At 33.7% G+C, this 13,052-nt stretch carries 10 protein-coding genes and 1 riboswitch; all 10 genes read left to right on the forward strand.

All coding sequences use genetic code 11. The features are described 5' to 3' along the window. Positions 1 to 106 precede the first annotated feature (106 nt). The 10 genes from sdaAA (at position 107) to GXK57_RS20935 (ending at position 12,905) form a co-directional block, all read left to right on the forward strand. Positions 107 to 982 (forward strand): L-serine ammonia-lyase, iron-sulfur-dependent, subunit alpha, encoded by an 876-nt coding sequence (gene sdaAA / locus GXK57_RS20890; protein WP_160679965.1) that lies wholly within the window; start codon positions 107 to 109, stop codon positions 980 to 982. Between the two features lie 83 nt (positions 983 to 1,065). Then, positions 1,066 to 1,175, forward strand: a riboswitch (TPP riboswitch). 170 nt (positions 1,176 to 1,345) lie between these two features. Then, on the forward strand, positions 1,346 to 1,873 hold the full coding sequence (gene thiW / locus GXK57_RS20895) for an energy coupling factor transporter S component ThiW (protein ID WP_243156483.1): 528 nt from the start codon (positions 1,346 to 1,348) through the stop codon (positions 1,871 to 1,873). Between the two features lie 3 nt (positions 1,874 to 1,876). Then, positions 1,877 to 2,686 carry a bifunctional hydroxymethylpyrimidine kinase/phosphomethylpyrimidine kinase gene (thiD, locus tag GXK57_RS20900; protein ID WP_160680002.1) on the forward strand — a complete coding sequence of 270 codons (810 nt, stop codon included), beginning with the start codon at positions 1,877 to 1,879 and terminating at the stop codon, positions 2,684 to 2,686. Continuing rightward, on the forward strand, positions 2,679 to 3,902 hold the full coding sequence (gene cytX, locus GXK57_RS20905; RefSeq protein WP_160679966.1) for a putative hydroxymethylpyrimidine transporter CytX: 1,224 nt from the start codon (positions 2,679 to 2,681) through the stop codon (positions 3,900 to 3,902). Before thiD ends, cytX begins: the two co-directional genes overlap by 8 nt. A gap of 28 nt (positions 3,903 to 3,930) precedes the next feature. Next, the gene (gene thiE, locus GXK57_RS20910) at positions 3,931 to 4,548 is read left to right on the forward strand and encodes a thiamine phosphate synthase (RefSeq protein ID WP_160679967.1); all 618 of its coding nucleotides are present in this window, start codon (positions 3,931 to 3,933) and stop codon (positions 4,546 to 4,548) included. A 327-nt stretch (positions 4,549 to 4,875) separates the two neighbouring features. Next, positions 4,876 to 6,657: a DNA helicase RecQ gene (gene recQ / locus GXK57_RS20915; RefSeq protein ID WP_160679968.1), complete on the forward strand. Its 1,782-nt coding sequence runs from the start codon at positions 4,876 to 4,878 to the stop codon at positions 6,655 to 6,657. A 133-nt stretch (positions 6,658 to 6,790) separates the two neighbouring features. Continuing rightward, positions 6,791 to 7,678, forward strand: a complete 888-nt coding sequence (locus GXK57_RS20920) for an ROK family protein (RefSeq protein ID WP_160679969.1) — start codon at positions 6,791 to 6,793, stop codon at positions 7,676 to 7,678. Between the two features lie 754 nt (positions 7,679 to 8,432). After that, positions 8,433 to 10,355, forward strand: a complete 1,923-nt coding sequence (locus GXK57_RS20925; RefSeq protein ID WP_160679970.1) for a PrkA family serine protein kinase — start codon at positions 8,433 to 8,435, stop codon at positions 10,353 to 10,355. A 4-nt stretch (positions 10,356 to 10,359) separates the two neighbouring features. Continuing rightward, positions 10,360 to 11,535, forward strand: a complete 1,176-nt coding sequence (gene yhbH / locus GXK57_RS20930; protein WP_160679971.1) for a sporulation protein YhbH — start codon at positions 10,360 to 10,362, stop codon at positions 11,533 to 11,535. Beyond that, complete coding sequence (locus tag GXK57_RS20935; RefSeq protein WP_160679972.1) at positions 11,535 to 12,905, forward strand: SpoVR family protein; 1,371 nt, start codon at positions 11,535 to 11,537, stop codon at positions 12,903 to 12,905. Before yhbH ends, GXK57_RS20935 begins: the two co-directional genes overlap by 1 nt. Positions 12,906 to 13,052: the final 147 nt, after the last annotated feature.

The raw sequence follows: 13,052 nt of genomic DNA on the forward strand, positions 1-13,052 counted from the left end.
TCTCCTTCATGACCACTTAATTTCAACAATATTATTAAACATAGCCAAAATTAAAGATAAGATTAATTAAAATATCTATAGATATTGAAAAGGAGAATAACTTAAGATGGTTAGGAATGGAGAAGAGCTTCTCAGTATATGTAAGGAAAACCAATGGTCCCTTAGCGAATTTGCAATTCAGGCTGAAATGGAGCAAAGTGAAGCAGCTAGAGATGTTGTAATGAATGAAATGAGAAAAGCTCTAAAGGTTATGATAGAAGCAACTACTGAAGGCCGTGAAAAAGAGGTTTACTCTGTTAGCGGTCTTATTGGTGGAGATGGATATAAGCTTCAAAAATATTTGATGCAAGGTAAAAGCCTAACTGGAGATGTTATGGTATCTGCTATGGCAAAAGCCATATCCTGTGCGGAGGTTAATGCATCAATGGGAAGGATTGTAGCTTGTCCTACCGCTGGTTCTTGCGGTATACTGCCTGCTGTTTTACTTACAGCTGGGGAAAAATTAAATTTAAGTGAAGATAAATTGATAGAAGGCTTGTTTGCAGCTTCAGCTGTTGGAAGTATAATAGCTCAGAATGCAACTGTTGCAGGGGCAGAGGGTGGTTGTCAGGCTGAATGTGGATCTGCAGCTGCAATGAGTGCGGCTGCAATAGTAGAGCTTATGGGCGGCACGCCTGAAATGAGCTTAAATGCTGCTGCAATAGTTATAAAAAACATACTGGGATTAGTATGTGATCCTATAGCTGGGCTAGTAGAAGTTCCTTGTGCAAAGAGAAACTTTGCTGGTGCAGTGAGTGCTTTAACCACTGCTGATCTAGTTATGGCTGGTGTAAGCTCAAAGATACCTTTTGATGATACTGTCGATGCTATGTATAGAGTTGGAAAAAGCCTACCTAGTGAATTGAGAGAAACAGCCCAAGGTGGCCTTGCTATAACAAAAACAGGGTTAAAACTTAAAAAGCAAATTTTTGGAGATCAATAAGCCATTAGGCTCATATAGATGAAGATAGTGACAGAAGAAGAATTATATGATATAATAATATATATTAAGTAAAAGTAAATAGTAATCTGTGCTAGGGGGGCTGGTTATGCCAGCTGAGATAGAGAACGTTATTCTCTGACTCTTAACACCTGAACTGGTTAGAACCAGCGTAGGGAAGCAACAATAATTTTGTTAATTAGTGCAGCTTCTATGCTGCACTTTTTTGTGCGGCTAGATAAGTTTTTGATTTATATTTCTGCAGGTTAAGATAAAGCAGTTTATAAATTTAATAGTTTATCATAGAAGTTAATTAGTAGGTTATAAGCCCCCTTCACAGATGAAAAAGAAGGAGGGCTTTTTTATATGAAACAAAATAATACAGCAATACAAGGTAGTAATAATATGGTTTATAAGCTGACCCTAAGTGGATTGTTTATAGCTTTTGGTACTGTAACAGGATCAGTATTTTATATACCGTTTTTAGGTGGAAAGATGTTTCCGGTTCAGCATTTCTTAAATGTAGTTGCGGCAATAGTTTTAGGGCCATTTTATGGTGTAGCTAATGCATTTTGTATATCACTGCTTAGAAATATATTGGGCACTGGGTCCATACTTGCATTTCCAGGAAGTATGGTAGGAGCACTTTTAGCAGGAGTTGTGTATAAGAGGTTCAAAAATATATATTTGACTGCAGTAGGGGAGTTTATAGGTACAGGTATATTAGGAGCTTTTATAGCTTATCCAATGGCTACTCTTATATTAGGGAAAAAAGTAGCAGCTTTTGCATACGTATTTCCATTTTCTTTGAGTTGTGCAGGAGGGGCTATAATTGCAGTAGTATTTTTATCAGTACCAGTTATAAGAAAAACTTTAAAAAGGGAGGCACAATAAATGATTAAAAAAGCACTTACAATAGCAGGTTCAGATACTTGCGGGGGGGCTGGAATCCAAGCTGATTTAAAATCCTTTTCTGCAAATGGTGTATATGGTATGAGTGTTATAACTGCAATAACTGTTCAAAACACTCAAGGAGTTTTTGGAATACAGGATGTCAATCCGGAAATTATATCAAAGCAGATTGAAGCTATATTTGATGATATAGAAGTTGACGCAGTAAAAATTGGAATGGTATCTAAGATAGAGTCCATTAAAGCCATAGCTGAGACTTTAAAGAAGATAGACAAACTTCCTCCAGTAGTGTTAGATCCAGTAATGGTTTCGAAGAGTGGTTTTAAGCTGCTCTCAGAGGATGCAAAGGAAACTCTTATTAAGGAGCTATTTCCTTTAGCAACTATCATAACTCCTAACATCCCAGAAGCAGAAGAAATATTAGGCTATAAGATAAATGACTTTGAAGATATGTATAAAGCGGCAAAAGACCTAAAAGAGTTAGGACCTAAGTATGTCTTAGTAAAAGGTGGACACCTAAAAGGAGATGCCATAGATTCACTTTTTGATGGTGAGAGACTTATAAGCTTTAAAGAAGAGAGAATAAATACAAAGAATACTCATGGAACTGGATGTACGTTATCCTCAGCAATAGCAGCTAATATTGCCAAGGAAATGAGTATAGTTGATGCAGTAAATGAGGCTAAAAAATATATAACTATAGCCATAGAGCACAGTATAGAGTTAGGAAAAGGTGTAGGACCAACTAATCATTTTTATGAGTTATATAGAAAGGCAGGTTTGAATAATGAGTAAAAAAATAGGCTTTTTTAATATGACTGCATTATGGTTTGGTGCGGCAGTATCTTTGTCAGAAATGATGACTGGTGGACTTTTAAGTTCAGCTGGTTTAAAAAAGGGTATAGCAGGAATATTAATAGGACATCTGATAGGTGCAGTAATTCTTGCTATAGGAGCTTATATAGGTGCAAAATCTAAACTAGCAGCAATGGAATCTACCACTAATTCTTTTGGAGTTTACGGTACTAAGCTTTTGTCACTATTAAACGTTGTTCAGCTTATAGGGTGGACTACTGTTATGATAGTAATGGGAGCAAGGGCCTTTGAAGAGGCTAGTAAAGGTGTTATATCAATAAGTAGTAGCACAATATGGATATTACTAATAGGTCTATTTGTATTCATATGGATAGCTTTAGGTATGGATGGTCTAAATTATGTAAACACTGCGGCTGTGTTATTACTTTTTGTAATGACTATAATCATGACAATAAATATATTCACGTCAAATACTACTTTAGCAGCTGGTCAAAATCCAATAAGTATTGGATCAATAATAGAGTTTAATGTAGTAATGCCGCTTTCTTGGCTTCCGCTGGCAGGTGACTACACTAGGTTTGGAAAGAGTATTAAAGGATCAACTATAGGTACTTTCTTGGGATACTTTGTAGGAAGCTCTTGGATGTTTATTGCTGGTCTTGCAGCTAGTTTAGTAACTGGGGATAGTGATCCAACTAAGTTATTCACAGTTATGAATTTAGGAATTGTTGCTCTAGGAATAATATTATTATCCACAGTTACAACAACCTTTATGGATGCTTACTCAGCTGGAGTTTCCTTCGTTAATATAACCAGCAAAATCAAAGAAAAACATGCAGCTCTTATAATAACAGTACTAGCTACAGTATTAGCTTTTGTTTTTCCTATGGAACAATATGAAGATTTTTTATATTTTATAGGTTCTGTATTTGCTCCACTGTTCGCTATTATTTTTGTTGATTATTTTATATTTAAGAAGAATTTTGTGGATAAAAATAAAAAATTTAAGGTAGATATATTAGCGCTAATAGTATGGGCATTAGGAGTAGCTTTATACTATGGGATAAAGAACAAGGATATAATCATTGGGATTACTACACCTGTTATGATAGTAACATCTCTTATATATGGTGTTGCTAGAAAAGTCGTTAGTGAAGCAAAGACAAACTATGGGAAGTATGAAGAAAGTATTTAATACAAATATGAATTAGGGGGAGGTTTATATGGAGGTATATGCTAAAAAGTTATATCTAATAACAGATTATTTGATGCCATTTGATGCTATGATGGTAAAAATTGAACAGGCATTAAAAGCAGGTGTTGATATTGTGCAATACAGAGCTAAGGATAAGGCTACTAGGGAACTTATAGAAGAGGCAAAAAGTCTGAAGGCTTTATGTGAAGAATACGCTTGTACTTTTATAGTTAATGACAGAATAGATGTTGCACTGGCAGTAGAAGCTCACGGAGTTCATTTAGGTCAGGAAGATATGATGGTAAAGACGGCAAGAAGTATATGTGGGGATAACTTTATAATAGGTGCAACAGCTAAGACCAAAGATCAGGCTATAGTAGCTCAAAGAGAAGGAGCTAACTATTTGGGAGTAGGGGCCTTGTTTCCTTCAAAGACTAAGAGAAGTGCTGTTGGAATAAGCTTAAAGCAACTTAAAGAAATAAGGGACAGTGTTGAGATACCTATATATGGAATTGGAGGCCTAACTCTAGACAATCTTAGCAAAGAGATTATAGAAGTTGTAGACGGAATATGTACCGTATCTACAATTTTAGATGCAGAAGATGTAGATGCTACAGTTAAGAACTTCAAAGTCAGTATAGGATAAATGATTTCTGTCAATAATTTTAAAGAATGGTAATGTTATTATATAGTATTGAAATGAATCAGTTTACCAAAAGTAAGCTGGTTCATTTTTTACTGTTTAGGAAATTGTGAAATTTTTCAATGGCTCAGTCCAGAGAAATAGCTATAGAAATAACCGTGATTAAAAGCTATAATTAAGATATAATTTGTTGATTAAGACTAGTTTAATTGGATGAGAATCTTATTGTAGAATAAGATAATTTATATATACAAGTATAGCTTCAATATATAGTTAGAAGTCTTTGCTTGAAAGGGTATGATTAAAAAGTCAAATTAGTGGGAGTCAAAGATGGATAATACATTGAGGGTACTAAAAAAAGTATTTGGATTTTCTAGCTTTAGAAAAGGCCAAAGAGAGATAATTGAAACTATATTAAGTGGAAAAGATGTATTTGCAGTGATGCCTACTGGCGGAGGAAAATCTATATGTTATCAGATACCAGCCATTCTTATGGGGGGCGTGACTTTAGTAATATCGCCATTAATTTCTCTTATGAAAGATCAGGTTGATAGCATAAAAGATGTTGGAATAAATGCTGCTTTCATTAATAGCACTATAGACAAGAATAAGATAATCGAAATTATAGAAGATTCGCTTATAGGAAAATATAAGTTAATATATATATCACCAGAGAGATTAGAGATGGAGTACTTTGTTAAGCTAATTAGAAGCTTAAATATATCGCAGATAGCTGTAGATGAAGCTCATTGCGTATCTCAGTGGGGACATGATTTTAGAAAAAGCTATAGATTCATACTACCCTTCGTAAATTCATTAGCAAAGAGACCGGTGATAACTGCTTTTACCGCTACTGCTACGGAAGAAGTAAGAAATGATAGTGTTAAGTTATTGGGGCTCGTAAATCCATACTTACATATAAGTAGTTTTAATAGGGATAACTTAGCTATAAACGTTCATAAGGAAGTCGATAAGCTTGAATTTGTTAAGGACATAATAATAGCACACGAGGAGCAATCAGGAATAATATATTGTTCTAGGAGAAAAGATGTAGATGGACTATATGAATATCTTAAAGAAAGAGGATACAATGTAGCTAAGTATCATAGTGGTCTTAAAGATGAAGAAAAAGAAGCTTTTCAAGATGATTTTCTTTTTGATAGAAGGGAGATAATGATAGCTACAAATGCCTTTGGCATGGGTATCGATAAGTCAAATGTAAGGTATGTAGTGCACTTAACCTTGCCTAAGAACTTAGAAAACTACTATCAGGAGATTGGTAGAGGTGGCAGAGATGGTGAAAAGTGTGACTGCCATCTATTATACTCTAGAGAGGATATTCCATCAATGGAGTATATGATTAATACCTCCTCTATACTTAATAGACGGGAAATAGAGCTAAGAAAGCTTCAGGCAATGGTAGATTTCTGTGAGACTCAGAGTTGTTATAGACAGTTTATACTAAATTATTTTGGGGAAGGGACAGTGAAAGAGTATTGCAATAACTGTTCAAATTGCTTAAATAATGAGGAGTTAAGGGATATAACTATTGAGGCTCAGAAGATATTATCCTGCTTGTACAGAACTAAGGAGAAGTACGGAATATCTGTAATAGTAGATATATTGAGAGGTTTTTCTGGACCTAAAATAATAGATAATAAATTGAATGAGCTTTCAACTTATGGAATTATGCAAGAGTATAGTAGCAAATTCATAAAGGATATAATTCAAACTCTTATAGAAGAAGGTTTTGTAGACAAAAAAGAAGGAACTTATTCTATGATAAGGCTCAATAGTAAGTCTATCAGTATACTTAAAGGAAAAGAGAAGGTTATGGCTAGACTTAAAGATTCTGTGGACGATACGGTTTTAGATCAAGAATTGTTTAAGAAGTTAAGAATACTTAGAAGAGACCTATCTCAAAGTGAAAAGGTGAAACCTTACATAATATTTTCTGATTCAACTTTAATACAGATTGCAAATCTGAGACCTAAGAGTAGGGAAGAATTAATGAATATACGAGGCGTTGGAGAGAAGAAGATTGAGAAGTATGGAGATAGGGTGCTTAGAGTAGTATATAACCACACTTTAATAAAAAGCAAGGTAAATTGAGGAAAACCACTTAATTTCAATAATATTTCAAGCATAGGAAGAGAGATAATCAAAGAATAAAAATATTCTTTGATTTTTTTTGTTTTTGTATCATAATATAATTATGACAATGTTTACAAAAGGGGGAGTTATTATGGGAAAATATGTGGTTATTGACGTAGGTGGATCTTCAATTAAGTATGCACTAATGGATGGTGAAGGGAAGTTTTATGAAAAAGGAAGTGTAAAAACTCCTGATACTGGAATAGATGATTTTATCGATACTGTGGGAAGTATAGTTGATAATTTTAAAGAAAAACATGAAATTGTTGGACTAGCATGTAGTCTGCCAGGAGCAGTTGAACCTAAAAGTGGAATTATATATGGTGCAAGCGCAATTCCATACATACATGGTCCTAATATAAAAGAGTTACTTGCTAATAGAACTCAATTAAGAGTTTCCATAGAAAATGATGCTAACTGTGCTGGTCTTGCTGAAGGCTGGTTAGGTGCTGCAAAGGACTGTGAAAACTTCATATGTGTAGTTATAGGGACTGGCATAGGAGGCTGTGTTGTTGTTAATAAAAAGATTCTTAGAGGAAAGAACCTCCATGGTGGAGAGTTTGGATATATGCTAGTAGATGATAGTGATGGAATAGATGAACATACTTGGAGTAATACTGGGTCTACTTTTTCATTAGTAAAGAGAGTTGCTAAGGTTAAAGGTATTCAAGTTGAAGAGCTTAATGGTAAGAAGGTCTTTGAAATGGCTGAACAAGGAGACGAAGAGGTAAAGCAAGCTATTGATAAATGGTATAACTATTTGGTTAGAGGAATATTCAATCTGCAATATATAATAGATCCAGAAAAGATATTAATAGGTGGAGCGATAAGTAGTAGACAAGACTTCTATGATGTAGTAAACGGAAGACTTAACGAGATGAAGAGTGAGTATGCTAAACTAGATATCTTCGTTGAGAAATGTGCTTTTGAGAATGATGCAAATTTAATTGGAGCATTATATAACTTTTTATATTGCTAATCTCTGTTAAAGTATTCTATTAAATTAAGTGGTTAGTCATCCGATGCTTGGATGAGCTTGCGCAAAGAATTAATATGATTTTGTCATATTCCATGGCTAAAACTGTAAACTCACTACGTTTGAACATACAGTTTTACTCTTTATTTAACCATTCACCTCTTATAAATCTTATGTATCTTAACCGTAAGTATATAAAGAATGCTATTAAAATAAAGAGTAAAGGAGAGAATATGTCGTTTGCCAGAATTTCTTCACATACGTTCAGAAAAGGCAGATGCGCAAAAAATAGCTAAAGAAGTTCGCTTTAGCTATTTTTTATTCTTTAGAAATTAAACCGTATATAAAGCTGTATATAAATATGTATAGATGGCTCAAATGCAAAGATAGGAGAACGAATAAAAAAATAAAATATGTCGCCTGCCAGAATTTCTTCACATACGTTCAGAAAAGGCAGATGCGCAAAAAATAGCTAAAGAAGTTCGCTTTAGCTATTTTTTATTCTTTAGAAATTAAACCGTATATAAAGCTGTATATAAATATGTATAGATGGCTCAAATGCAAAGATAGGAGAAAGAATAAAAAAATAAAATATGTCGCCTGCCAGAATTTCTTCACTACGTTCAGAAAAGGCAGATGCGCAAAAAAATAGCTAAAGAAGTTCGCTTTAGCTATTTTTTTTTCCATAATTAAATCCATATTAGTCATAGATAGTTTGTCCCTTTGAATATATTTTTATAAAAGGAGGGAGATGTATATGGATTTTAAGCATTTTATTGAAAGTGATAGAGAAAAACATAATAAGCAGAAGTTTAAGGGTACATTCCTAGATTATTTGGAGATAGTTAAGCAGAACCCAGATGTAGCAAAGTTGGCGCATAAGAGAATCTACGACATCATAGTTAATAAAGGTGTAAAGATATTGAAACCTGAAGAAAACCCAAGGGTTAGAAAGATATATGGTAATGAGGTAATAAAAAAATACAACTTCTTTGAGAGTGATTTCTTTGGTATAGACAAAATACTAATGAAGCTTGTAAATTATTTCTATTCAGCTTCTATGAAGGGTGAAGAGGCAAGGCAAGTCCTTTATTTAGTTGGACCTGTTGGAGCAGGAAAATCTTCATTAGTAGAAGCTTTAAAAAAAGCTTTAGAAATTGCAGAGCCAATTTATGCTATTGAAGGGTGCCCAATGCATGAAGAGCCACTTCATCTAATTCCTAAGCACCTTAGACCTAAGTTTGAAGAAATGTTAGGAGTTCAGATAGAAGGTGATCTCTGTCCAGTTTGCAGATATAGACTAATGAATGATTTTAATGGAAGATATGAAGATTTTCCAGTGGAAACAAAGGGCTTCTCTATAAGATCAAGAAAGGGAATTGGAGTTGTACCTCCAGTAGATCCTAACAATCAAGATACATCTATATTAACTGGTGCTGTAGACATATCTAAAATGGATATGTATCCTGAGGATGATCCAAGGATATTCTCACTTAATGGTGCCTTTAACGTAGGAAATAGAGGTTTGGTTGAGTTTATAGAAGTATTTAAAAACGATGTTGAATATCTTCATACTATAATAACAGCAACCCAAGAAAAGTCCATTCCATCACCTGGTAAAGGTTCTATGATTTACTTTGATGGCTTGATAATAGCCCATTCAAATGAGGCTGAATGGAACAAATTTAAGTCAGATCATACAAATGAAGCAATTTTAGATAGAATAGTTAAGATAGAAGTTCCATATTGTATGGAATTAAATGAGGAAAAGAAGATATATGAGAAGATATTAAAGAAGAGTAATTTTAATGCTCATATAGCTCCTCATACCATAGAAGTTGCTGCAATGTTTGCAATACTTTCTAGATTGTCTCCATCTGCAAAAGTAGATTCTGTAACAAAGCTTAAGATCTACAATGGAGAAGATATTGTTGAAAAAGGTTCTACAAAGCGAATAGACCTTTTAGAGCTTAAAGAAGAAGCAGGTCCAAATGAAGGTATGAAAGGAATATCAACAAGATTTATCATAAAGGCTATTGATAATGCCCTTTCTAGCTCAGAGTATCCTTGTATAAATCCTTTAAGTATAATGGAGAGCATAATAAAGTCAGTTAAGGACTTAGATATATCTCAAGAAGAGAAAAAGAAATATCTTGGATTTATACAAGATACCTTAAGAAAAGAATATAACAAGATTCTTGAAAAAGAAATTACTAAAGCCTTTATCCATTCCTTTAGAGAACAAGCTGAAAGCCTATTTAATAACTATATAGATAATGCAGAAGCTTATGTAAACAAAACTAAGCTTAAGGATAATTCTACTGGTGAGGAATTGAATCCAGACGAAAGCTTTATGAGAAGCATAGAAGAGCAGATTGGTATATCAGAAAGTTCAGCTAAAGGCTTCAGATCTGATGTAACTTCTTATATGTTCTACGTTGTAAGAAATGGCGGACATATTGATTACACTGCTTATGAGCCTCTAAAAGAAGCTATTGAGAAAAAACTCACAGCTTCAGTTAAGGATCTTTCTAGAATAATAACTAAGTCTAGAGTTAGAGATAAGGAACAAGATGAAAAGTATAATGCTATGGTTGAAGAAATGAAGGCAAATGGATACTGTGATCATTGCTGCGATGTCATATTGAAGTATGCTGCAAACAACTTGTGGAAGGATTGATACTATGGCTATATTCAGAGATCATGCAGAAAATCCAGTGGAACATGACAGAGCTATAGAGGATAGAAGAAGGCATAGGCAGTTAGTTGAAAAGTCTATAAAAGAAAATCTAGGAGATATACTTTCAGAAGAGAGTATAATCGGTGAATCTAAAAATAAAAAGTTCAAAATTCCTATCAGAGGGATAAAGGAATATCAGTTTGTTTACGGCAACAATAACGGCGGTGTAGCTAGTGGAACAGGAGAAGAAAAAAGAGGGGATAAGGTAGGGAAAGCTTCAGAGCAGGGGGGCAACGGCCCCGGCTCTGCTGGCAATCAAGAGGGGGAGGACATATATGAAACTGAAATAACTCTTGAGGAACTATTAGACTATATTGTTGAAGATCTTGATCTACCTAACCTGGACAGAAAAAAGTATTCCGAGATAATTGTAGAAAGTGCTGGAAGAAAAAGAGGATATCAAAAGTATGGTATTAATCCAAGACTTGCTAAGAAGAAAACAGTAATGGCTAAGATTTCTAGAAAGCAGGGGAAGAAGAGAGCTTTAATGGAAATCGGTGAAAGCGGAAAGTTGGATAGATTTCCTTTTAGAGAAGAGGATCTAAGATACTATAAGGTTAAGAAAAAGCCTAAAAAAGAAAGTAATGCAGTAATGCTGTTTATAATGGATGTATCTGGATCCATGGATAACTCTAAGAAATTCTTAGCCCGTTCATTTTTCTTTGTATTATCAAGGTTTATAAGAAGAAAGTATAATAATATAGCTTTTGAGTTTATATCTCATACAACCTTAGCTAAAGTTGTAAATGAGTATGAATTTTTTCATAAGGCAGAATCCGGTGGTACCTATATATCCTCAGGGTTAAATAAAGCATTAGAAGTTATAAGAGAAAAATATCCTCCAGATATGTGGAATATATATCCTTTCTATGCTTCCGATGGTGATAACTGGAGTGAAGACAATGAAAGAGCAATAAAAGCAGTAAATGATTTATGCGAAATAAGTAATTTATTCGGTTATGCTGAGTTACTACCTTCTACTTATTCTACAACCATGTATTATAGATTTTTAAAGGAAGTAAAGAAGAAGAATTTTGCAATGGTTGTAGTAAAAGAAAAGAAAGACCTATGGAATGCATTGAAATTTATGCTATCTAAGGAGCTTAAGGAGGAAGGGTGATGGATTATACAGTTAGAGATTTAGAGAAATGGAACATTTTAATAGAAGAGACTGCAAAGGAAGTAGGTCTTGATTTCTATCCTCAAGAATTCGAGATAATAGGATATAATGAAATGCTAAGCTACGAAGCTTATGTAGGAATGCCATCAAGATATCCTCATTGGAGTTATGGAAAAGCCTATGAAAAGAATAAGACTTTGTATTCATTAAATTTAACTGGACTACCATATGAGATGGTAATTAATTCGAATCCTAGTTTAGCATATCTAATGAAGGATAATACATTACTTCTTCAGATATTAACTATGGCTCATGTATATGGACATAATGATTTCTTTAAAAACAACAGATTATTTAAAGATGGTACTGATGCCGATAATACCTTAGAGATGTTTAAGTTAGACGCTGAAACTGTAAGAAGATATATAAATAATCCTAGCATCGGGTATCAAAGGGTTGAAAGAGTTCTAGATGCGGCTCATGCAGTAAGATATCAGATTAGTAGAGTTATTGGAGAAAAGAAAATATCTCAGAGTGAGCAGCGTAAGAGGCTTATTGAAGATTATTCTAGAAAGATTGAGAATAGAGGAATACTGGATAGCAATGATCCAATTGAAGAACCTAATTTGTCAAAAATTCCACTTAGTCCAGAAGATGATTTGATTCAATTTATAATAGATTATGGTAGTTTAGAAGATTGGGAGAAAAGTCTTTTAAGTATAGTTAGAAGAGAGACGCTGTATTTTTTACCACAGATCGAGACAAAAACTATGAATGAGGGATGGGCTAGTTTTTGGCATTATAATATCCTTAAAAAGTTAGAACTTCCTCAAGAGTTACATTTTGAGTTTTTGAAGAGACACAACGATGTAGTTGCTCCAATGTTAGGTGGCCTAAATCCATATTATGTAGGATTTAGAGTTCTTGAGGATATTGAAAGAAGATATGGTAGAGATAAGATTTTTGAAGTTAGAGCTATTGAGAGAGATAATTCGTTTTTGAGAAAGTATCTTACAGAGGAATTATGCGTTGAACTTAATTTGTTCCAGTATGCGAAAAAAGGCTTTGATTTTGTCGTGGATGAAGTTTCAGATGAAAATGGTTGGAAAAAGATAAGAGATACTATAGCATCTAACTGCGGAGTCGGAAGTATTCCATATATAAGGGTTATAGATTTAAATAAAAGAGATAATACCCTTACTCTAGAGCATGTTTTTGATGGTAGGGAGCTAGATATTGTTTATGCTAAAGAAACCTTGAAATATGTACAGGAGCTATGGGGGTATAAGGTAGTTTTGATTACAAAGAATAAAGACTTACAGGAAGTTTCATTAATATGTGATGAGGGTAAGAAGATAACAACAAAATGAAAAATCGCGGAATAAACCGCGATTTTTTTTTGCTTTCTAAGAGAATATAAAACTTTTTGCTACCTAGAACTGGTAATATTTTGTGGCATAACATCTTATTAGGACATACAAAGAAAAAGAAGAACAATAAAAAGGTTCGTGAATATA

The sequence above is a fragment of the Clostridium sp. C8-1-8 genome (assembly GCF_009928445.1).
Classification (GTDB): Bacteria; Bacillota; Clostridia; order Clostridiales; family Clostridiaceae; genus Clostridium_AR.

What these genes read in the sequence shown, in the direction of transcription:
- cytX (WP_160679966.1), top strand. Translation starts at nt 2,679, where the DNA reads ATGAGTAAAAAAATAGGCTTTTTTAATATGACTGCATTATGGTTTGGT.
- thiW (WP_243156483.1), top strand. Translation starts at nt 1,346, where the DNA reads ATGAAACAAAATAATACAGCAATACAAGGTAGTAATAATATGGTTTAT.
- GXK57_RS20925 (WP_160679970.1), top strand. Translation starts at nt 8,433, where the DNA reads ATGGATTTTAAGCATTTTATTGAAAGTGATAGAGAAAAACATAATAAG.
- yhbH (WP_160679971.1), top strand. Translation starts at nt 10,360, where the DNA reads ATGGCTATATTCAGAGATCATGCAGAAAATCCAGTGGAACATGACAGA.
- recQ (WP_160679968.1), top strand. Translation starts at nt 4,876, where the DNA reads ATGGATAATACATTGAGGGTACTAAAAAAAGTATTTGGATTTTCTAGC.
- sdaAA (WP_160679965.1), top strand. Translation starts at nt 107, where the DNA reads ATGGTTAGGAATGGAGAAGAGCTTCTCAGTATATGTAAGGAAAACCAA.
- GXK57_RS20920 (WP_160679969.1), top strand. Translation starts at nt 6,791, where the DNA reads ATGGGAAAATATGTGGTTATTGACGTAGGTGGATCTTCAATTAAGTAT.
- thiE (WP_160679967.1), top strand. Translation starts at nt 3,931, where the DNA reads ATGGAGGTATATGCTAAAAAGTTATATCTAATAACAGATTATTTGATG.
- GXK57_RS20935 (WP_160679972.1), top strand. Translation starts at nt 11,535, where the DNA reads ATGGATTATACAGTTAGAGATTTAGAGAAATGGAACATTTTAATAGAA.